Genomic DNA, 20,583 nt, shown 5'->3' with positions numbered 1-20,583 from the left:
CTATCACGGCGCCTGGCCGGCTGCAGATCATCAACAATTTTCGATCACTGCTTGACCGATTGTTGACAATCTGCAATTTTAAAAATGTCTTCAGGCCACCACGGGTTTTTCGCCATGATCCTTCCCGCCGCATCCCCGGCATTGCCGGACAACTTCAAGCAGGCCATGCGCCGCCTGGCCGCCACGGTCAGCGTGGTCACCTGCGCCGACCAGCAGCAGTGGTTCGGCCTGACTGCCACGGCGGTGACCTCGCTGTGCGCTGAACCGGCTTCAATCATTGTCTGCATCAACAGCGCGTCGTCGATGTTGCCCGCCCTCAACGGTTCGCGGCGCTTCTGCGTGAACCTGCTCACCACCGGGCAACACGACATTTCCAGCAACTTCGGCGGCCGCTTGAAGGGCAGCGAGCGCTTCAGCCAAGGCCATTGGGAGTTGGGCGAGGGCGGCGTGCCCTACCTGGCCGATGCCCAGGCCAACCTGTTCTGCGAGTTGGACAACAGCATCGCCTACGGGACCCACCTGATCGTGATCGGCCGGGTCACCCAGGTGCATTTCGCTGAGGCGATCGCCCCACTGATCTACCAGAACGGCAGCTATGCGGGTACCGCGCCGCTGGCCGCATCGTTTTGATACCGCCGGCGACCACCGGCCTTCGTCCCGGCACCGCCGGGCCACACCTTAGGAGCACGTACCCATGAAGTTTGGCATTTTTAGCCTGATGACCTTGCGCGACCACCCACAGGGAGCCGCTGGCGTGATGGCCGATACCCGCGAAATGGTGCAGGCGGCCGAGCAGGCCAATTTCGACATCGCCTGGTTCGCCGAGCACCATTTCTGCAACTACTCCTCGTCACCTTCGCCCTTGATGATGGCCAGCTACGCAGCGGGCTGGACGTCGAAAATCAAGCTGGGCGCCGGCGTGCTGGTCCTGCCGCTGTACAACCCGTTGCGCGTGGCGCAGGAAATTGCCCTGCTGGACGTGCAGTCCCAGGGCCGCGCGGTCATCGGCCTGGGCACCGGCTACCAGGCCTTCGAATTCGAACGCTTCGGCGTCGACATCAACGACAAGGTGGAGATCTTCCTGGAGTACTGGGAAGTCATCGAGCAGGCCCTGACTCAGGGTGTCGTCGAGTTCCACGGCAAGCACATTCAGGTGCCGCGCACCACGTTCTCGGTCAGCCCCATCCAGAAGCCACTGCCACCGGTGTACTACACCTCCACGGGGCCAGCGTTGCTGGAACGCTTCAAGCACACCGACGCGGTACCGTTCCTGGCTGCCAGCACCCTGGGCTCGCCGGTGCTGTACACAATGGTGGACGGGCTGAACGCCAACTGGGAAAAGGTGGGTGTAGCGCCCAAGAGCAAACCTCTGTCGATCATGCAGTACGTGCACGTGACCGACAGTCGCAGCGAAGCCCTCGAAGCCGGTGAGCGCGCACGCTACGTCGGTAGGTTGGCCCACCATTTGCGTCACAACACCTTGCCCATGGACGGCAACTTCATTCGTGACCAGGCGGTGGACGGCGAGCAGAGCATTGAGCAATACGCCGAAAACATCGTTTGCGGCAGTGTGGAGCAGGTGGCCGCGAAGATGATCGACAACATCCAGCGCCTCGACCCTTCACACTTCGCGTGCAACTTCCAGTTTGGCTGCATGCCGTTGGGCCGCGCGCGTCGCTCCCTGGAACGGTTCACCACTGAAGTCCTGCCACTGGTCGAACGTGAGCTGGGCCCGTTGGAAAACATCGGCAAACGCTGATGGTTATACCCGTACCGCGCGACACAGCGTGGGCGGCTCTTGCCTTGCCCCCTTTTTCTCGACTGCCGCTTGATGGGTGTGCGTGCACGCATGCCTGAATGGCCCGCAAGGGTCGGACGTATCAGAGTGGCATGCCATGTTTGGTTATACCTTCTATTGGTCCCTGGTCTGGGATGCGATCCCCGAACTGCTGGCCGGTGCCTGGCTCACAGTACAACTGGCAGCGCTGTCGATGCTGTTGGGCACGTTGCTGGGCCTGCCATTGGCGGTGGCGCGCAGGCTTGGTGCGGGGCGCGCCTACCGCCTGGCCACGGCCTGGGTGGAACTGGCGCGCAACACCCCCACCGTGTTCCAGATCTACATGATGTACTTCGGCCTTGGTTCGCTGGGCATTCAGATCAGCAGCTACTGGGCGGTGTTGATCGCGCTGACCTTCAATAACGCCGGCTACCTGGCGGAAATCTTCCGTGGCGGCCTGGGCGCCATCGCCCGCCAGCAGATGGCGGCGGCACGCTCACTGGGGCTCAACGCCCGGCAAAGCTACCTGCACGTGATGTTCCCGCAGCTGTTTCGCGTGGTGTTCCCCGGCTACGTGACCCAGGCGGTGTGGGCCATGCTCAACACCTCGCTGGGAATGCTGGTGGGGTTGCACGAACTCAGCGGCGCGGCGCAGACCGCGCAGTCGGTGAGCTTCCGCAGCTTCGAGTTTTTCCTGATAACCGCCCTGATCTACTACGTGATTGCCAAGCTCATCGAGTTCGGCGCGCGCGTTGTGTTCTGGCGCTGGCTGAGGACCTGAACATGCAATTCACATTCGCAGACCCGTCATTGCATTGGCATGACCTGTGGTTCTTGTTGCAGGGCGCCGGTCACACCTTGTGGGTGACCCTGGTGGCTGGCCTGTTCGGCACCCTGGCGGGCATTGTCCTGGGCTGGATGCGTTTCGGCTCGGTGTGGCTGCGGTGGCTGACCGCGCCCTACGTGGACGTGGTGCGCAGCGTGCCGATGATCATCCAGCTGATTCTGGCCAACAGCTTCCTGGCGTTGTCGGGACTGGGCGTGAACGCGTTCTGGCTGTCGGTGGTGGTGCTTAGCTCGTCCATGGCCGTGGTCACCAGCGAAGTGGTGCGCGGCGGCCTAGCCGCGGTGCCACCCACTTACCGGCGCGCTGCACGGTCGCTGGGCATCGGCTGGCTGCAGGAGTTCTGTCACATCAGCGCGCCGCTGGCCCTGCGCACCAGCTTCGCCGCCTGGGTGGGGTTGTTGCTGGGGCTGGCCAAGGACAGCGCGCTGGTCAGCGTGGTGGGCTACGTGGAGTACATGAAGTCCACGCAAATCCTCATTACCCGTACCCATGAAGCCTTGTGGCTGCTGCTGGGCGTGGGGCTCTTCTATTTCGTGATCTGTTACCCGGTGTCGCGCTACAGCGCGCGCCTGGAAAGGAGGATGGCGCTGTGATCGAGATCCGTGGCGTTCGCAAGCAATTCGGCAACATCGAGATTCTCAAGGGCATCGACCTGGACGTGAACAAAGGCGAGCTGCTGTGCCTGCTGGGCGCCAGCGGCTCGGGCAAGTCCACCTTACTGCAGTGCATCAACGGCCTGGAGCCGATACAGGGCGGCAGCATCAAGGTCGACGGCATCCAGGTGCACGCCCGGTCCACCGACCTGAACACCCTGCGCCAACGCCTGGGCATCGTCTTCCAGCAGTTCAACGCCTTCCCGCACCTCAAAGCCTGGGAAAACGTGGCACTGGCGCCGCGCCTGGTACAGGGCAAAAGCCGTCGCGAGGCACGCGAGATCGCCTTGCACCACCTGGCCCATGTAGGCCTGGCGGAAAAGGCCGAGCTATTGCCCTCGCGCCTGTCCGGAGGCCAGCAACAGCGCCTGGCGATTGCCCGCGCGTTGGCCATGAAACCCACCTACATGCTGTTCGACGAGGTGACCTCGGCGCTGGACCCGGAGTTGGTGGGCGAGGTGCTGGATACCATGCGTTTGCTGCGCCAGGAAGGCATGACCATGGTGGTGGTGACCCATGACATCACCTTCGCGCGCAATTCCAGCGACCGTGTGGCGTTCCTGCACCAGGGCAACGTGGCCGAGATCGGCACCGTGGCACAGGTATTGGGCACGCCGCAAAGCGAGCACACGCAGAAGTTTCTGCGCCGCGAACACTGCTGACCATTCGGCTTTTCACTGGAGAGGGTTCGACCATGTATAAAACCATATTGGCAATGGCCCTGGCCCTGGCGGCGGGGCAGGGCTGGGCGGCCTCCACGCTGGATTCAGTGGTGCAAAGCAAGGTGCTGCGTTGCGGGGTGATGCTCGACTCGCCGCCTTCGGGCTACCGCACCGCCGACAATCAGCCCGATGGCTATGACGTGGCTTATTGCAACGACATGGCCAAGGCCCTGGGCGCCACTGCCGAGATCGTCGAGACGCCGTCGCCGGACCGCATTCCGGCGCTGGTGTCCAACCGGATCGACGTACTGGTGGCGTCCACCACCAACTCGGCGGCACGCGGGCTGGCAGTGGCGTTCAGCCAACCTTACCTGAGCGTGCCCATCGCCGTGCTGACTCGCGAGGGCGCTGGCATCGAGGGCTGGAATGATCTCAAGGGCCACGCCCTGGGTGGCGTGACCGGCACCACCACCGAGCAATTCCTGAAAAACGCCATGGCCAGCTGGCAGGCGCCCGCCACCCGCTATGTGGGCTACGCCAACGACAACGACTCCTACGTGGCGCTGGAGCAGGGCAAGGTCGACGCCATCCTGCTGTCGGTACCGGTGTCCACGCTGCTGATCAAAAGTGGCCAATTCCCCCATCTGCAACTGGCCGGCATGGCCCCCATGCCCCCGGACCTGCTGGCCATTGCGGTGAAACGCGGGGATGCGGAGTTCCTTAACTGGACACACCTGTTCGTGTGGAACCAGGTGGCTTCCGGTCGCTACAAGGCCCTTTACAACCAGTACTTCGCCCCCGGTGACGCGCCGTCGCTGAGCGTCGGCGGCGTGGACTACTGATCTGCCCAACCCTGTGCTTTCAAACCCATCAACGGAGCGTGCCATGCAGACCATCACCCTGAAAACCCTGTTGCCCTTGACCCTGGCCATGGCCGCGGCGTTCGCCGCCCAGGCTCACGCCGATTCCGCCCTGGACCGCGTGGTGCAGGCGAAGAAACTGCGCTGCGGCGTGATGCTCGATTCACCGCCTTCAGGCTACCGCACCGCCGACAACCAGCCCGACGGCTTCGACGTGGCTTATTGCAAGGACATGGCCAAGGCCCTGGGTGCCACCGCCGAAATCGTCGAGACCCCTTCGGCCGACCGCATCCCGGCGCTGGTGTCCAACCGTATCGATGTGCTGGTAGCGTCCACCACCAGTACCGTGGCGCGCGGGCTATCGGTGGCTTTCACCCAGCCTTACATGAACTACACCACCGCCGTCATCACCCGGGCGGGCAGTGGCATCAAGCACTACGCCGACCTCAAGGGGCACACCCTGGGCGGTGTGACCGGTACGTCCACCGAACAGTTGCTCAAGCGCGACATTGCCGCCTGGAACGACGGCAAAACCCAGTACACCGCTTACGCCAGCGACACCGAAGCCTTCCTGGCCCTGCAGCAAGGCAAGGTCGATGCCGTGCTGCAGGCCACCGCCGTGGCCTCGGCGCTCATCAAGAGCGGGCAGTTCCCCACCTTCGAATTGGCCGGCGAGGCGCCGTTCCCGCCGGACCTGGTGTCCATCGCCGTGCGCCGCGACGACCAGCAGATGCTGGGCTGGGCGAAGCTGTTCGTGTGGAACGAGGTGTCCTCGGGCCGTTTCGGCGAACTCTACAAGCAATACATCAGCCCCACGCAACCCCCGAGCCTGAAGGTTGCCGGCGTCGATTTCTAAGGTCTGCAAGACATGCATCCCGTGTCTTTTTTCAACGCAGCATGGCCCAGCTGGGATGTCGTTCGTGCAGGGCCTGACCCGACCCACCCTTTGACAGGACACCTTTCATGATCCGCTTTGAACTCAAGAACCGTCGCGCATTGATCACCGGCGGCGCCTCTGGCATTGGCCTGGAAACCGCGCGCATGCTCGCTGAAGCCGGCGCCGACGTGGCCATCAATTTTCTACCCGGTGATCCCCGCGCCCAGCAGGCCCTGGAGAGCCTGGCCCAATACGGCGGCCGCGTCATTGCCGCACCCGGCGACTTGTCCGACGCCGCAACCGCCCACGCCATGGTCGAACAGGCCATTGCCGACCTCGGCGGCATTGATCTGCTGGTGAACAACGCCGGCACCCCAGGCCTGAGCAAACCGGTGCCCGTTGGCGACCTCGACGGTATCAGCGAAGAGCTGTGGGCAACGCTGCTCAACGTCAACCTGATGAGCGTGTTCCGTTGCTCGAAGGCCGCGGCGAGCGCACTGAAGGAAAGCCGGGGCGCCATCGTCAACACCGTTTCCATCGCCGGCTTCGGCGCGGTCAGTAGCAGTATCTGCTACAGCGCCTCGAAGGCGGCGGCCATCAACCTAACCAAGAACCTGGCGCGTGGGCTGGCGCCCGAGGTGCGGGTCAACGGCGTTGCCCCCGGCGCGGTCGACAGCAGTTGGTCCATACAGTGGACCGAACAACACCGCGCCACCTCCGAGGCGGCCACCCCGCTCAAGCGCTGGGCCACGCCGGCTGACGTCGCCGAAATGATCCTTTACCTGGGCTTCGGTGCCGCCATGACCACCGGGCAGATCCTGGTGGTGGACGGCGGTATCTCCATCTGACCCTATCCACTTTGCGCCACTGACGCGTGCGGCTCGCCGCAGGCGTCAGTGCGCGCGCCTGTTTGCGAGCCTTGTCCCATGGACCTTGCCAAAGGGCTGACCCAACGTCAGCGCACGCTCATTATCTTTGCCCTGTCGCTGGGGGCATTCGCGATCGGCGTCAGCGAATTCTCCAGCATGGGCCTGCTACTGGACATCAGCCGCAGCCTGGCCATCAGCACCACGCAGGCAGGGCATCTCATCAGCCTGTACGCCCTGGGGGTGCTGATCGGCGCGCCGGTGCTGGCCTTTACCGCGGCACGGTTGAAGCGCAAAACCCTGCTGGTGGCCCTGGCGCTGTTCTACGCTGGCGCCAACCTTGCCAGCGCCCTGGCACCGAGTTATGGCAGCCTGCTGGTGGCGCGATTCTGCGCCGGCTTGCCCCATGGTGCCTATTTTGGCGTAGCCATGCTCGCGGCCGCCGCCATCAGCCCACCGGCGCAACGTGGGGCAGCAGTGTCGAAAGTGCTGCTGGGCTTTTCCCTCGCGATCCTGGTGGGCAGCCCCGTGGCCACCGGGTTAGGCCAGCACTTCACCTGGCGTATCGCCTTCGTACTGGTGGGCAGCCTCGCACTCATGACCGCAGCGTTGGTGGGGCGCACCTTACCCCAAGACCCCGCGGAAGAAATCATTGACCCCAGGCGAGAGGTCAAGGCCTTCAACACACCCCAGGTGTGGCTGGCATTGCTGATCGGTGCCATTGGCTACGCTGGCATGTTCTGCGTTTATACCTACTTGGCCCCGGTGTTGGTCAGCATCACAGGGGTGGCTGAAAGCTGGATGCCTTGGGTATCGGCGGCCTTTGGCCTGGGCTCGGTCATCGGTGCGGTGGCGGGCGGCTGGTTAGTGGACCGGCTGGGCTTCAAGGCCACGGGCGTGATCCTTCTATGGTCCTGCGTGATCCTACTGGTGTTCCCGTGCGCAATGCATGCCCTGTGGAGCCTGTGCTCGAGCGTGATCGGCGTCGGTACGCTGAGTGCGTTGTCCGTGGCGTTGCAGACGCGGCTGATCGAGGTAGCGGGGCGGGCGCAGACATTGGCCGCCACCTCTAACCACGCTGCTTTCAATATTGCCAATGCACTGGGGCCGTGGGCCGGGGGCATGGCGATCACGGGGGGTATGGGCTAGGTTGCATAAGTTACATCGGCGTCGCGGCTTCGGTTGTTGGCTTTATGGTGTGGCTGCTGGCGATGGCGGTTGAGCGTCAACGCGCTGCGGGGATTGAGGTTGAGCCGCGGATAGCGCCCATTTGAGGATTGGGGTAGCACGGTAGCCGTCGTCTCTGGCGGGTCATCGATGTAGTGGTCAACTGATCCCGGACACTGCGTTAAGTTTTTCCTCGGCAACGGCAGGCGCCAAGCCGTCGTTGAACTGATGTGGTCGCCGCCAGTTGTACCGCTCCATCAGGAAACGTCCAATATCTTGTTTAGCCAACACGGCGCTCATGTAGCCCACCGTCGGTATCCATTCAGTTTTCAGGCTACGAAATAGCCGCTCCATCGGCGCGTTGTCGTGGCAGTTGCCGCGCCGACTCATGCTCTGTGTGAAGCGGTATCGCCATAGTCTCTGGCGGAAACTTCGACTGCCGTATTGGCTGCCCTGATCGCTGTGAAATAGCACATCCTGAGGCCGGCCACGCTGCTCATAGGCCATATCCAATGCCTTGATCACCAAGTCAGCGTCAGGCTTGACTGAGAACGCCCAGCCTACGACCCGGCGCGCATACAGATCGATCACCGCTGCCAGATAGTGCCATCGACCTTCGGCCCAAACGTACGTGATGTCACCGCACCAGACCTTGTTGGGGGATGCCACGCTGAACTCTCGATCAAGTACGTTCGGTATATCAGGTCGCTCCACGGTGGCCTTTTTGTAGGCATGGGAGCCCGGTTGTTTGCTGATCAGGTTCATCTCGCGCATCAACTTACGTACCTTGAATCGCCCGATTTGCATGCCGTCCTCTTTCATCATCAGCATGATGCTTCTACTGCCCGCAGCGCTTCGGCTTTGAGTAAACAGTTCGTTCACGCGGCTGCGCAAAATCACCCGTTCGGCATCAGGGGATCGGCGTTTTCGACAGTATGCGTAGTAGCAAGATCGGGTGACTTCAAATACCGAGCACAACAGATCAACCGGCTCCTCGGAGCGAAGCTGATCGACTAACGCGAGCGCTCGTGCTCCTCGGCCATCAAGAGCGCGGTAGCCTTTTTTAGGATCGATTTCTCCCGTTCCAGACGATTGATTCGGGCTTCCAATTCTTGGATTTTTTGCTGCTCAGGTGTTAACGCTTTGCTGGTCGGGGTGACACCGCCACGTTCTTGCTGGAGCTGGTTCACCCAGCGACGCAAGGCCGACTCAACCAGCCCAAGCGAACGGGCTGCCTCGGTATGGCTGTAGCCTTGATCGAGCACCAGGCACGCAGCCTCGCGCTTGAACTCAGGGGTAAAGGTACGACGTTGCTTGGTCATCAGACACCTCTCTGTGGCGAGCATTCTCGCCTAAATGGGTGTCCGGTTTCATTAGACCACTACATCGACGACGATTATTATCAGCACACGGAGGAGGGTCACATTTCCGCGAATGGCCGAACGCAGAATAAATAACTCAACTAAATAGTTCTTTAGTTGAGTTATAAATATTCGGTATGAAAAATGCCTAAAGCAGGGCGCCTATTCTACCGCAGCGCCTGGCGCGCGCCATCATGTGGAGACGCTTCTGCTTGAAAAGCGGGAGGCTCAGGCTTGCTCACGCGCTCAGATTTCACGTAAGCGCATGATGTATGACCTCGTTTTAGCGCAGTGATGAAAGAAAACGGCGCAAACCATCGGCTACTCAGGGCCAGGCCATAAAAGAGTAATCGCACCGTATACCGGCCAAGCAAGGCCAGGATCCAGTCGGTGGCTGATACGCTCCGGGCACCTAACTGTCCGGCTAGGCAGCTTACCCTTGGAAAGGAGTCACCATGTACGTCTATAAAATGGTCCAGGTACCGCCCAACATCGAAGTTCAGGCCAGCAAGCACCGAGGTAATGAAGCCGCCGTCTACCTGCAGAACGTGGTCAATGAACACGCCGCCCAAGGCTGGGAGTTTCACCGGGTGGACACCATTGGCGTCTCGGTCAAGGCCGGATGCTTCGACGCGCTGGCGGGCAAGAAAGACTCCAACGCCAATTACTACGTAATTTCCTTCCGCCGGCCGTCATGATCACTTGGCTGTCGGTGTCCGCCATTCGTGCCTACCAGCGAGTGGCGCCCGCACGGTTGAGAAACGCGTGCAGGTTTGAACCGAGCTGTTCGCGGTATGCGGTGTTGGCGATTGAGAAGCATGGTGCGGTGCGTGGATGGACGATGGCATTGAAGCGGATTCATCGGTGCCGGGTTCCGCATGGGGGGATTGATTATCCTTGAGATGGGGGTTGGCTTCGAGGATGGCTTTTGCGAGGTGCGACGGTTGGGGCTGGGGTTCGTATACGGAACTACGCATAATGTATATTATGTTAAATTGAGTATTGGGGTGTGGCTGGTAAATGTGATTATGGGTCTGCTCTGCCGCCTGGATACTTTAAGCACTGTAACCGTCGCGAATCACGGACACTCCTACCCCTGAAAACCCCAAACCCCCCAGCCCACAAGGCCTCCAGCCTTTCTGGGATGCTTCTGAACTCCAGCAAACCTCAGAAATGCGGACACTTTTGCCTCTGAGCGCCTTCCGCAAACCCTTGAATTCATTAGGTATCTTCAAAAAACGATCGTTTGAACCGTTGCTCCGGTTTTCTACGCTATCTGGACACTCGAGTAATCTGCGGGATTTCCAAAACCACCCCTGTAAGCCAGTAAATCTAACGCCTGCAGGGTGGTTTGCGCCTAATGCGGACACCTTCCTGCGCACACAGCGAACCCCATAATCAGGACACTTTCCATATTCAACGCTCAACGAGCCACAGTTCTCACCTGAAATACACATACCCTGAACCGCCCCCGAAGCCCAGCAGCACCAAGCAGACAAATCGCTCCAAGCCAAGCGCTCCGGGCCTCACAACGGTTTCCACGATCTCGATATTGGAATTGAGGTCTCTGGAAACCGCTTAGCAGTAAAGCTTTCGCACAGCTCAACCACGAACGACTCTCCGAGCCGTTTTTCTGCGAACGCGACGATAATGCGGACACTTTCCAAAGCCCGCCCTGAGCAACCACCAGGCGGGATCCCTGTTTTTGCTGCCTTTGGTGTAATTTGCGGTCAATGCGGACACTTTCCGAAATCGACTTGCACGACAATAATGCGGACACTTTCGTATGAATAAGCTTGTAATGTGGACACTTTCGGGGGCGAAATGGACATTGGAGTGACGAAGCGTATTTATACCTATGCGGCTTTTATGAATATCTAGTGGAAGAAGAAATCGCTACTTCGAATCCGTTCCGCAAGGTTTCTAAAAAGGGGCAGTATAGTTCATCTCAGCTAGAATCCAGCACTTCTCGGGCGTTGACCCCTTTGCAATGGGATTATGTGATTGACACTGCAGAATCCATGGCCGCTGCTGATCCTAGGAAACATGAGCGCACCCTATTCGTGCTCGTTACGATGTTCAGCATGTATTTGCGCATATCGGATATCGTTGGGCGTACCAATTGGCAGCCCACCATGGGAGATTTTCGTCTGGATGCTGATGAAAACTGGTGGTTCTATGTTGTGGGTAAGGGCAACAGTCCGGAAAAATCGCAGTGCGTGATGAGTATGTAACGAAGTATCTCACAAGGTACCGTACCTTCATTGGACTGAGTCCATTGCCTACTTATCAGGAGAAAACTCCGCTTCTGAAAACGCTGAGCGGTCGCGCAGGCCTCTCGGATCGACAGGTGCGCGCCCTCCTCCAAACCGTTTTTGACCAAGCGCTCGTCAGAATGCGTGCAGAAGGACGTGAGCCTTATGAAATGGACAGCCTGCGCGTAGCATCATCGCACTGGCTACGTCATACCTCGGCGACCTTTGATGCGCCGTTCAGAAACGCGAAGGATCTCCAGTACGATCTAAGGCATTCCAACTTGGCGACAACTCAAAACACCTACTACCACTCACATGATCAAGAGCGAGCGCGGTCGGTCAAACACTTAGGAACGCGAGACAGAGGCTGATACTGCGCTGCCCTGCTCTTGCGTCACTATAATGAAAGGGCAAGCTCAATACGCACAGGGCAGCATTGGTATCCATGGAGACCCTACCTGTGCCAGGCTAAAAACTCAGTCTCAATCAGATAAACTAAGTCAATTGCGACCATGCTCACTACACATCTGCTGCGCCGCCTGATTGGACATTAAAGCTGTATATATATACAGTATTGAGTCGACCACGCCCGCTCCAGGCACCCTGCCCTTGCCTTTGCCCTTTTCCGCACAAGCGCCAGCGGTTTGCACAGCTAGGCAAAAACTAAGCTAGAGCTTAGATTCTCACCCCAACCGCTCAGAAGTCTGCAAAAACTAAGGTAAACCTTAGATTTCAACGGCGTCTTCTAGTCACTGTCGCCTCACACAGATAGCTGTAAACCAACTTTTTGCACTGTAAACCACAGCGGTTAACAGTATAAAAAATTGGTTTACAGCCTCTGCTCTACCCTTCGGAGGCAGGGAACAGCGCCCGTTGGCTCAGCAGGAGCAATCCCAGCAGGCTGGAGGCCTTGTCCTTACGGTTTTCGATAGCCTCCTCGAGCAGTGCCCGGGCGTCTTCCTGCGTGAGTTTCAGCGTACCGGTAGCCAGTGCAGCGGCAAACTCTAAGGCGGCATCGCCGTAAGTCCGCTCCCAGCGGGCGAATACCTTGGCGATGAGCTCCTTCATCAGCTTGCTCAATTCCGGGCTTGCTGAGTAATCAAGCTCTGAAGGGAGACACGCCCGGAGGAATGACGCCTGCAGGACGTTGTCGTTAAACCGGAGGAAGCACTCCGGTGATAACACCACGGATTCATACCCCGTCGGTTGCAGGCGAAGCTCATGATTTTCGTGCTCCCGAGCGAACTGGAGGACGGCAGCAATCGTAAAGAACACCGTGCTTTGCGGTACGTTTTGGCAGTCCTTGCCCACATTACTTGAGGGGTCGAAGAACAAAAAACCATCGGATAGGGCGAGCGCGTTGCCATTATGTTTTGGCAGGAAGCTGTGCTTGTGCTCCTCCATCAGCTCAGCGGCCTCATCAAGAGCCTGATGACGAACCTCGTCCGAGACTGCAGGCGTGAAGCCGACGTCATCGACCTGCCCGGCGGAGGTAACCTTGGTCAACCGACTCCAGGCGTTTTCTTTTCCGTCATCTCCGATGGGCAGGCACAGCCAGTTAGAGAAGCCATACTCCCGGGGCGTGGGGTTCTTCATCAGGAAAGTTTTGAGAAGCGTCCAGGCTCTCGCGCTCTGTGGAATCCCGATCGGTGCAAGGAACCTGCGCGGCACGGTCGCATCCATGTAGGCCCGCAGATCACGACTGATTTCTCTCAGGATGCCGCCATCGCGCGCAACTACTGTCGCGACCAGCACCCCGGAGACGGTTTTGAACTCAACTTGGTCAAGCTCGCTATAAGGCACGCATTGGATTGGCTTGGTCGCGCCCCATTTCTCGCTGAGAATCTCATGGGCCACCTCGCCAAGTTTCTTCGACCCGTCATCGTCGGCGTAGACGATCAGGTTTGTCGCCATGGAGACCGACCAGTCAATTTCAGCGGCCAGCCATGTTCTGAAGGCAGCGTCCGCCAGCAACAGATCAGTATTGAGCGTCAACAGCTTGCGAGGCTTGCTCGACTTGTTGAATCCATCAATTCCTCCCATACCGAAGTACTTGTGGAATTTGGCCAGCCGCTTCGGGTCATGCTTCAAGGATATCGTGATCGACTTGGGTGGCTTGGATTTCGCCGAGAAGTTCTCTCCTATGATCTCGATCAGCGTGCAGCCTTCCTCAGCCTTGACTGGCAGTGGATAGTCAACGTCGTCCAGGGCGACCAGCACACCTCCGTATCGGCCATCCGCTGTGCGATCGATCAGCGTGGCTACGCACTCCTCTGTGAACCCCTGCTCCCCCATCTGCTTAGCCATACCGCCAGATGTAGAGGCTGATACCACGCAGAAATACTCACCTTCCGGCGGGTAGATGGTCTTGAGCCGTTCGTAGGAGTGGAAGCTCATGACTTCAGCCTTGCTGTCCAAGCGAGCGAGCGCATTTTTCGCGAATGCATAGATGCCCATGGTGTCGATGTACACCTTGCCAGCCTGGCGCAGCCTGGCACCGTACTCGAGTGCAATTGCATACCCGACCACACACACCTCGGCTTCATCACTCGCCAGTTCCCTGGTCTGGATGAACACGTTGTTTAGTGTGCCGGAGGGGTGCTTGAAGGAGTGCGCGGATGGCGCTGCATGAATCACGTTGTTCTTTTCGATCAGCGTTCTCAAACCATCCCTCAAGAGAGCGCTAGGATCATGACGGTAGACAAGCTCTTTGCCGCCCAGCACATGGGGGTTGAAGCTTGCGCCATTCCACTCCAGGAACACGTATTCATGGACACATACACGCGCGTTTTTCTCGCCACGCTTCAGGAGGTTGGCCAGGCGGTCTTGGTCGTCAGCCCAACCGCTCCTGAATACGGATAGCTGATCAGACGTCCCCAGGATGTAGACGCAGTCAGGTAGATGGCGTTGGGCCTTGAGAGCCACCTCGATGTCAGTGAAGACATGCTGAACCGAGAGCTCGGAATCGTTGTAGCAGACGACCAACGCTTCATGACTGCCACTGGGGTCGCTGACAGCGGACATCCATTGATAGAAACGCTCCATTACATGCCCCTCAATGGAATCATGATGGTGACAACAGCGCCTGCAACGGGCGCCAAATCGGTGGTGTCCCAATCCCTGAAATCGTCAGGATGACGGTGCTGGTCGTTCTCTTCGAATTGGTTGTAGATGCACAGTCGCCCGGAACGGATACGGATCAATCCGCCTACCTTGCGAAGCTCGTTCAGGATGGCAGGCAGGCCGATGCCCGCAGCGTCCAGAGTCTTGCTGGACTGGCGTGGCTGCAGGCATTTGAGCAGGTAGTCTCGCTCCTCCTGGAGCGACATCTCTTGCACCGCCCTGCCGCTAAACCTGGAGGCGAATCCGGGGCCTGAGTCGAAGAAGCTGATGTGCAATGCGCGCAGGCTGGTCTTGTTGTTGTCGGTGGTGGACGACTCTCGCTCCCAGTAACGGCGCAAGTCCTCACTACCGTCAAAGTCTTCAGCGAAAATCTCGTCCTCAAGTCGCTTCCAGCCGACCATGACGCCTTCTACGTGGGCGAAATACGGGTGGCCCAAATGGTCTGAAGTCGCGTGTTCCTGGGTGTTGGATACAAGCTCAGAACAGAGCAGGCCCAAGCTTTCGAGGAGAGAATCCGGAACACTGGCACGCCCGCTCTGCTTGTTGACGAAGTCAATGAGCCTGCGCATCTCAGTGGTCATTTCAGACGCAGGCTTCACCTTGCCTTCCGCGCTAAAAAGCGGTCGCAGGTGCTGAACCTTCGATCCTGCAACACAGATCAGATCGACGACTCGGCCGTTGACGACGTCCTCGTACCTGCCGGCGTCCATGGCCTGCATTCGTTCGACCGACTCCTGAAAGACCTCTCGGCGATTGAATGTCTGCTCGCCGAGCCGGATACCCTTGGAAAGGCGCAAGGCAGCAATACCTGGCGAACAGTTAGCGAGGTTGTGCAGCAACGCTTGAGCATCGGCTTGCGGGTTGAAATCAAGGTAGTCGCTCTGCAACTGCTGCCGGGCCAAGGTAACGATCAGTTGCAGGCGTGCGGCATCATGCATGGCGCCATGCCGCGCACTGAGCATGTCTGCCTGAATGAGAAACCTCTCACCCTGGCTGTCGCAGATCTTGCGAATGGCCGCTTCGATGTCTTTGAGCGTACGCGTCTTGCCAAGGTTGATAGGTTTCAAGCCTGTTTCTCCAATCAAACGTCCGCTTTGTCCCCAGCGCCAAGAAGCAAGGTTTTGATCTTGGGCTCTGGCTTCCAGTAATTCGGGCCTTTGAGGAACTTCCCGTTCTCGTCGTAGATAGGCTTTCCATCTGCTCCCAGTTTGCTTTCGTTGCTGTCCATGATGACGTCCAGGACGTCCTCCAATGGTAACCCGTACTTCAGGGCCTCAGACCGGCAGTAAACCATCACATCACCCAGCAGGTCGGCTATGGCAACCTTGATATCGATCTCGGCTTCACCTTTCTCGATCTTCTCGACGATTTCATCGATCTCATGGACTTCAGCCATCAGTGTGGCCTTGAACTTCCTGAGCTTGTCCGCAGGATCGGCGAGAAGCGTCGGAGCGCTGTTGATCGGCAGCTTATACATCTGATTCATAGCATGAATGCGGTCTTTGAAAGGCTTACTCATGAATGCTTCCTTCTCGATAAGTCAAAAGTGGTGAGTCCGCTTTGCATGATGCAACACGCAAAAAATCAAAGGAGCGGCTTGAGCGTCGCGATGACGGGACATGAGCGGTGGACAGGCGCGGGGATGCCTGGCTGGCATTGAGGCCGCGAGGTCACGCTGGGAATGGGCTGGGAGCGGTTGGGAGTCTGGGCAATCCATTTGCGATTGAAAACTCATTGTCTCTCACTACTCCGTTAGCCCAGGACGCCAGTTAAGAAATCAAGATCCCAGAAGCATACTGGAGAGCTCGAACAGCGGCGAGCCTTAAACAAACAGCGTGCGCATGTGGCCAAACCCAAAAATCCAGAGGCGCCAGTTGAAGAACATCGAGCCACATTTGCGAAAATTTGGCGGTTACCCTCCTCCGTAGTCGAGAACGGTCGGCGTTTCGATCGCGTGACCGATCCAGTCTGAGCGTTGGTGTATACCTTTGATGAGCACCAAACCCTCGGCCACGACAGCATTGCGGGCAAAAGGGCCCGCCTCGAGGTCACTCAGGCGACAAAACCGTGCTCTAAGCGCCTGATGAACTCAATCACCGTCTCAGCCTCCAGCCTGGTTGTGACCATGCTGTCAGGAGCTTTGCCATCAAGCGCTTTGACTGGGTGAGACATCCAGCGCATCGCCGCATCATGATCGCCGCTATACAGTCGCATAGCTGCTTCGAGCACTTCTAGGTAACGGTCGTGTTGATCAGGGGACAAAGTGCTCATGTGAAAGCGCGCAACGCTTTGGCTATGCCGGGCATGTGGCTGCGTCGAGTTGTGATTATGGTCGATCGCTGGGCGAGCGTCTGCTGCCATTTGCGATTCCCCACCGCTGGGTTGCTTCTGAGCTGCAGCGCTTGCGGTTCCGCGCTTCAATGCCAACTGTTCCCGCATCCAGTGGCTTGCAGTGTCGAAGTCTCGCATCATGGCCGCAAACTCTTCGTCAGTGAGAAGCGCGGGCAGTCTGTCTGGCGTCACGGCGACTCCATTTATGCGGCTGGTCGATCGGCGTCGGATTGATCCAACGGCGACCATGCATTCAAAAAACCAACCTAACATGGCACTACGGGAAGCTCCAGCGCACCACGCCGTGGCGTGAGCCCGCTGGCACGGATCAGGCGGGGTCGAGGAGCCGCAGATGACAGCCATGGGCCATGGGTGCATGGGGTCGCGCAGACGCCTCCCCAGATGATCTGACATCCTCCGTCACTTACGCATTCCTTAGTATGCCTGGAATGCCCTGCCCGCTTTGAGGCCATCGCATCAAATCTAGCCCCTTGAACCGGATGGCCCACCATTAATCTAGCCATCGAACTGCTGAGTCAGTCACCAGGTTCCGATTACTGATCCGGTTCACCGCGCCGGCGCCAGCTCGCGCTCACGGTGCCGCTCGACAGGCAAATGGGAAGAAATTCGACGATTTCATTTTGCCATCCTCGCAGATCGCCATGCTCCGGATTGTGTGCGAGGATTCGGTCAGCGCGATGCCTCAAGGGCGTGCTAGACGGTAATCAGGATATCGAGCCGTTGATTTCCTCGCTGTGGCGCTGGACGCCATCATGATGATTACAGGAGGTTGTACTAGAGACATGGCATTGGATGTGGCGTTTAGCCTTGAGGCTGGAGATTTTGTCGACCCCGATCGAGCCTATGACCTGTATTGGGCAGGAGTCATCACCAACAAACGTCTCTTCGTTTGTCCGGGCGCGGGCTGCACAGCGCAGGTGACCTGTGCGAATCTGGACAAGGACGTGCAGAGCATGCGGGTGGTGCCGCACTTCAAGGTCTACGGCGACCATAGTGAGACGTGCGGGGTTGTCAACGGGAAGGCGGTCGATCTGAAGGTTGAGCCGAACGGCCCCGACGGGCAGGAGCGCAGAACTGTCGATGAATCCATTGTTGACGTCTTCAAGCTCGAGCGTCCCGACTCGTACTACGACGAGCCCACCCAGGATCCCGCTGCCGATGTGCAGGTAGCGAAAAAGCGCGCTAAGAGCACCAGGCCATACACCACCAAGCTGGGTGAGTCTGGGATCGTTGGCCCCATCTACTCCGTCCGTTCGGTGGTGAGTCGGTACATTCGCTATCGATCTGACAACACCCTGGAGTTTCGCCGCCTCAACATCGCTGGCCAGGACGTAGCGTACGACAGCATTTTCAAATGCATTTGGGAGCAGGATCTTAACGACCTCCCCGACCACCCCGTCATCTACTATGGCTGGGCCTACATTGACCGCACCAGAAAAGACGATGCGTACCGGATCAAGTTCAAGAAATGCTTGATGCGCGGAACCGAAAGCTTAACAACCTCAAGCTTCGTCTCGGATGCGCTCATCGACCGCTACAGGCTCAAGAACCTCATGGCAACCAGGCTTTCAAAGATCTCTCAGGAGCCTAAACCGACCGCATTCGTGTTCCTGTACGGACAGCCCACAGTACGTACATCGAATGGGACAAGCTACGCCAATTTCGAGCTGAAGAACTTGGACATGATTGACGTCAATTACGACTGTCCATTGCCTTCCAAGTACGACAGGTAGCCTGCGACTCCTGCGCAGCCCCTCAAAGCACACGACGTTTGCTAGGTCGAGGCTGCCATGATGCTAGGCCAGCCCAGGCCTGGTAACGCCAGTAAATCCAGCAGTGGGATGTTGAGGTCAAGGCGCCATCGGTACCGTCGGTTGTACATCTAAAATCGCCCGGAGGGCTGCCCAGGGGCGTCGCCTGGACGAGCCTGCCTACCCACCGCCAGCTGCGCCCTACTCGCCCGCCTACCAGACTTCGTTTGGATCGGAGTCGTCGGCTGCAAACAGATCTTGGGTGCCAGCTGGCCGCGCGGCCGTCTCTGGCTCGTCCTCGTCCTCATCGCCATGGTCAGCGGAGTCAAAGTACTCTTCATCCATGTCATCGAAGTCGAATTCGTCTTCGATGGCAGCGTCGGAGTCGAAATCGAAGTCGTTGAGCGCTGATTGCTTAAGCTGGAAGATAGGCGGGAGCTCAGCCTCTTCGTTATAAAAGCCTACGCCAGCTTCTAGCATCTTTGCGAAGCATTCTTCCCCTTGGATGAATTCAAGGTTTGTGTTGGAAAGCCAACACCGGCGCCCGCCTTCATAAGCCAGCATCCAATTGTTGCCTACAAGCGCCTGGCCCGTTGCCAACGACTCGAGATCGGCAAGACTGAGCTCGCCGGCCACCAAACCGGACTGATTTAGATCCAGCGCGATGAGCGAGCACACAGAGCTCTCCATCTGGAGCACTTGCTGTACCAGTGGCGCCTCTAGGGAAATCCTGAGCTCCTTGCACAGCCATAGTAGCCAGGCCGTTTCACTATGATGGTTCGCTGCAGAGGCTGACCCGAGGAGGTTCCTGCAGAAATCGCCCAGCGCTTCCCGGTTCAATTCATACTGATGGCGATGATAAGTCACTAGGATCTGGGTGATCACTTGAAGTGTGTTGGGAAATCCATACCCGCATTTGAGCAGGTAGGCTTCGGCGATGGGCCAGTTGGATTTTTTGATAATCGTGGATGAAAGCTGCTTCAAGCCATACTTGACCAAGCTTTCATCCTTGAACCGTGCCTCCAGCGAGAACAGCACCTCAAAATAGTGGTGGATGTCGTCTTTTTGCTGACGGCGCTTCGGTGAGACAACCAGCTTTTTGAGGGTGTATTTCCAGGACTCCTGGACGAGCTCGCGGACTTCAACAATCTTCGTTTTGGATGCATTGATCTGCAGTTCAAATGCGCTGACGCACTTGATTATGACAGCCAGCGCGCGTTCAGCCTCTTCCCTGGTGTTGAAAAAGAAGGTGAAGTCATCGACATAGCGGAAGCCTTTAGGCCAGCCACCCAGCGCGTCTCGAATGGAATCGTCAATCGCGACGCCTATCATCTCGGCGATGATGTGCGACGTATCCGGGCCAATCGGCAACCCAATGGTCTGCCCATCCTGCGTACCCATGCAGCGCTGATCCAGGGTGTTGCCGAAGAACTGATCGGATTTGCCCCTGTTGATCTTGGCTAGCGCCTTTGTATGCAAGGCCCACGGAATCGTATGGGTGTAGATGGTGGGAAAATAGCTCGAGATATCGGTGACCAGCGCATACCGTGCGCCCGCCGAGCGGCGCACGCGCTCCTCGTACAGGTCAGTGAATTTCGTCAGCTCAATCGCCCGCAGCGATCCTCCAGTCCCAGGAATGCTTCGAGAGATTTCACTCTTGTCGAAATGCTCTTGGATTTTCGGCCAGTACCGGCAGATGTCCTTGGCCAATCCATAGAAATTGACCGGGTTGGGTATAGAGGTGGTACGTCTGCTGTATGACGACCTCGCCACCGAAAATCGTTCAGATTGGGAAAGTATGCGCCTTCTTCCGTCCAGGGCCTCATCCCAGGAAGCTTGGAGCTCCTCGATTTTTTCCGCCAACTGCGTGGTGCTGAATCCGACTGGAAGCTGGATCGGGAAATACCCTCTTGAAAGCAAGTCCTGTAGCTGCATGGCTCTCCCTGGCAATCAGGTGTTGGTGAGTGAAGGGCCTCAGTTTTGCAGGCTCAGTCTTTCCAGAAGGCATTCAGCCCCCACATGGCAACAGGTT

Annotated in this window: 18 protein-coding genes and 1 pseudogene; 13 read left to right on the top strand and 6 right to left on the bottom strand. The window is 58.4% G+C overall.

Annotated elements, in window-relative coordinates:
• Window positions 1–114: 114 nt before the first annotated feature.
• From HWQ56_RS14265 to HWQ56_RS14225, 9 genes are all read left to right on the top strand, one after another.
• On the top strand, window positions 115–630 hold the full coding sequence (locus tag HWQ56_RS14265) for a flavin reductase family protein (protein WP_199267176.1): 516 nt from the start codon (window positions 115–117) through the stop codon (window positions 628–630).
• Between the two features lie 64 nt (window positions 631–694).
• The gene (locus tag HWQ56_RS14260) at window positions 695–1,759 is read left to right on the top strand and encodes an LLM class flavin-dependent oxidoreductase (protein ID WP_158159215.1); all 1,065 of its coding nucleotides are present in this window, start codon (window positions 695–697) and stop codon (window positions 1,757–1,759) included.
• Between the two features lie 136 nt (window positions 1,760–1,895).
• Entirely contained in the window at window positions 1,896–2,558 is a 663-nt protein-coding gene (locus HWQ56_RS14255; protein WP_158159214.1) for an amino acid ABC transporter permease, read from the top strand.
• Between the two features lie 2 nt (window positions 2,559–2,560).
• The gene (locus HWQ56_RS14250) at window positions 2,561–3,217 is read left to right on the top strand and encodes an amino acid ABC transporter permease (protein WP_158159213.1); all 657 of its coding nucleotides are present in this window, start codon (window positions 2,561–2,563) and stop codon (window positions 3,215–3,217) included.
• Window positions 3,214–3,939, top strand: a complete 726-nt coding sequence (locus HWQ56_RS14245) for an amino acid ABC transporter ATP-binding protein (protein ID WP_158159212.1) — start codon at window positions 3,214–3,216, stop codon at window positions 3,937–3,939. Before HWQ56_RS14250 ends, HWQ56_RS14245 begins: the two co-directional genes overlap by 4 nt.
• 32 nt (window positions 3,940–3,971) lie before the next feature.
• Window positions 3,972–4,781, top strand: a complete 810-nt coding sequence (locus HWQ56_RS14240; protein ID WP_176570906.1) for a transporter substrate-binding domain-containing protein — start codon at window positions 3,972–3,974, stop codon at window positions 4,779–4,781.
• Window positions 4,782–4,824: 43 nt separating this feature from the next.
• Window positions 4,825–5,655: a transporter substrate-binding domain-containing protein gene (locus HWQ56_RS14235; protein ID WP_158159210.1), complete on the top strand. Its 831-nt coding sequence runs from the start codon at window positions 4,825–4,827 to the stop codon at window positions 5,653–5,655.
• Between the two features lie 107 nt (window positions 5,656–5,762).
• Window positions 5,763–6,524, top strand: a complete 762-nt coding sequence (locus tag HWQ56_RS14230; RefSeq protein WP_158159209.1) for an SDR family NAD(P)-dependent oxidoreductase — start codon at window positions 5,763–5,765, stop codon at window positions 6,522–6,524.
• Between the two features lie 78 nt (window positions 6,525–6,602).
• Window positions 6,603–7,691 (top strand): MFS transporter, encoded by a 1,089-nt coding sequence (locus tag HWQ56_RS14225; RefSeq protein WP_245217863.1) that lies wholly within the window; start codon window positions 6,603–6,605, stop codon window positions 7,689–7,691.
• A 177-nt stretch (window positions 7,692–7,868) separates the two neighbouring features.
• Here the strand turns inward: HWQ56_RS14225 and HWQ56_RS14220 are convergent.
• Window positions 7,869–9,031 (bottom strand): IS3 family transposase gene (locus HWQ56_RS14220; protein WP_176570905.1). Its coding sequence is split into 2 segments (ribosomal slippage): window positions 7,869–8,776 and window positions 8,776–9,031, totalling 1,164 coding nucleotides; the frame shifts between segments, so codons are not numbered across the junction.
• 494 nt (window positions 9,032–9,525) lie between these two features.
• Here HWQ56_RS14220 and HWQ56_RS14215 point away from each other — a divergent pair.
• The 3 genes and pseudogenes from HWQ56_RS14215 to HWQ56_RS14205 form a co-directional block, all read left to right on the top strand.
• Window positions 9,526–9,768, top strand: coding sequence for a DUF4177 domain-containing protein (locus tag HWQ56_RS14215; protein WP_158158131.1), 243 nt, complete (start codon window positions 9,526–9,528; stop codon window positions 9,766–9,768).
• Complete coding sequence (gene yidD, locus HWQ56_RS14210; RefSeq protein WP_318533145.1) at window positions 9,693–9,971, top strand: membrane protein insertion efficiency factor YidD; 279 nt, start codon at window positions 9,693–9,695, stop codon at window positions 9,969–9,971. Before HWQ56_RS14215 ends, yidD begins: the two co-directional genes overlap by 76 nt.
• Before the next feature lie 961 nt (window positions 9,972–10,932).
• Window positions 10,933–11,696 (top strand): annotated as a pseudogene (locus tag HWQ56_RS14205) (site-specific integrase); the annotation flags it as partial.
• A 472-nt stretch (window positions 11,697–12,168) separates the two neighbouring features.
• Here the strand turns inward: HWQ56_RS14205 and HWQ56_RS14200 are convergent.
• The 4 genes from HWQ56_RS14200 to HWQ56_RS29095 form a co-directional block, all read right to left on the bottom strand.
• Window positions 12,169–14,370 (bottom strand): hypothetical protein, encoded by a 2,202-nt coding sequence (locus tag HWQ56_RS14200; protein ID WP_176570903.1) that lies wholly within the window; start codon window positions 14,368–14,370, stop codon window positions 12,169–12,171.
• Complete coding sequence (locus HWQ56_RS14195; protein WP_176570902.1) at window positions 14,370–15,533, bottom strand: hypothetical protein; 1,164 nt, start codon at window positions 15,531–15,533, stop codon at window positions 14,370–14,372. Before HWQ56_RS14195 ends, HWQ56_RS14200 begins: the two co-directional genes overlap by 1 nt.
• On the bottom strand, window positions 15,530–15,967 hold the full coding sequence (locus HWQ56_RS14190; protein WP_055137105.1) for a MazG nucleotide pyrophosphohydrolase domain-containing protein: 438 nt from the start codon (window positions 15,965–15,967) through the stop codon (window positions 15,530–15,532). Before HWQ56_RS14190 ends, HWQ56_RS14195 begins: the two co-directional genes overlap by 4 nt.
• Before the next feature lie 533 nt (window positions 15,968–16,500).
• On the bottom strand, window positions 16,501–16,971 hold the full coding sequence (locus HWQ56_RS29095) for an antitoxin Xre/MbcA/ParS toxin-binding domain-containing protein (protein WP_245217861.1): 471 nt from the start codon (window positions 16,969–16,971) through the stop codon (window positions 16,501–16,503).
• A 611-nt stretch (window positions 16,972–17,582) separates the two neighbouring features.
• Between HWQ56_RS29095 and HWQ56_RS14180 the strand changes: the two genes are divergently transcribed.
• Window positions 17,583–18,533, top strand: a complete 951-nt coding sequence (locus HWQ56_RS14180; RefSeq protein ID WP_088523633.1) for a hypothetical protein — start codon at window positions 17,583–17,585, stop codon at window positions 18,531–18,533.
• Between the two features lie 231 nt (window positions 18,534–18,764).
• On the opposite strand, the gene HWQ56_RS14175 is transcribed toward HWQ56_RS14180, so the two are convergent.
• Window positions 18,765–20,486 carry an RNA-directed DNA polymerase gene (locus tag HWQ56_RS14175; protein ID WP_176570901.1) on the bottom strand — a complete coding sequence of 574 codons (1,722 nt, stop codon included), beginning with the start codon at window positions 20,484–20,486 and terminating at the stop codon, window positions 18,765–18,767.
• Window positions 20,487–20,583: the final 97 nt, after the last annotated feature.

It is taken from the genome of Pseudomonas eucalypticola (assembly GCF_013374995.1).
Lineage (GTDB): Bacteria > Pseudomonadota > Gammaproteobacteria > Pseudomonadales > Pseudomonadaceae > Aquipseudomonas > Aquipseudomonas eucalypticola.
This window is presented reverse-complemented; position numbering and strand designations above follow the sequence as displayed.

Excerpts from the sequence above, each read along its gene's own strand:
- HWQ56_RS14265 (WP_199267176.1), top strand. The coding sequence starts at position 115 with ATGATCCTTCCCGCCGCATCCCCGGCATTGCCGGACAACTTCAAGCAG.
- HWQ56_RS14260 (WP_158159215.1), top strand. The coding sequence starts at position 695 with ATGAAGTTTGGCATTTTTAGCCTGATGACCTTGCGCGACCACCCACAG.
- HWQ56_RS14255 (WP_158159214.1), top strand. The coding sequence starts at position 1,896 with ATGTTTGGTTATACCTTCTATTGGTCCCTGGTCTGGGATGCGATCCCC.
- HWQ56_RS14250 (WP_158159213.1), top strand. The coding sequence starts at position 2,561 with ATGCAATTCACATTCGCAGACCCGTCATTGCATTGGCATGACCTGTGG.
- HWQ56_RS14240 (WP_176570906.1), top strand. The coding sequence starts at position 3,972 with ATGTATAAAACCATATTGGCAATGGCCCTGGCCCTGGCGGCGGGGCAG.
- HWQ56_RS14235 (WP_158159210.1), top strand. The coding sequence starts at position 4,825 with ATGCAGACCATCACCCTGAAAACCCTGTTGCCCTTGACCCTGGCCATG.
- HWQ56_RS14230 (WP_158159209.1), top strand. The coding sequence starts at position 5,763 with ATGATCCGCTTTGAACTCAAGAACCGTCGCGCATTGATCACCGGCGGC.
- HWQ56_RS14225 (WP_245217863.1), top strand. The coding sequence starts at position 6,603 with ATGGACCTTGCCAAAGGGCTGACCCAACGTCAGCGCACGCTCATTATC.
- HWQ56_RS14215 (WP_158158131.1), top strand. The coding sequence starts at position 9,526 with ATGTACGTCTATAAAATGGTCCAGGTACCGCCCAACATCGAAGTTCAG.
- yidD (WP_318533145.1), top strand. The coding sequence starts at position 9,693 with ATGCTTCGACGCGCTGGCGGGCAAGAAAGACTCCAACGCCAATTACTA.
- HWQ56_RS14200 (WP_176570903.1), bottom strand. The coding sequence starts at position 14,370 with ATGGAGCGTTTCTATCAATGGATGTCCGCTGTCAGCGACCCCAGTGGC.
- HWQ56_RS14190 (WP_055137105.1), bottom strand. The coding sequence starts at position 15,967 with ATGAGTAAGCCTTTCAAAGACCGCATTCATGCTATGAATCAGATGTAT.
- HWQ56_RS14180 (WP_088523633.1), top strand. The coding sequence starts at position 17,583 with ATGGCATTGGATGTGGCGTTTAGCCTTGAGGCTGGAGATTTTGTCGAC.
- HWQ56_RS14175 (WP_176570901.1), bottom strand. The coding sequence starts at position 20,486 with ATGCAGCTACAGGACTTGCTTTCAAGAGGGTATTTCCCGATCCAGCTT.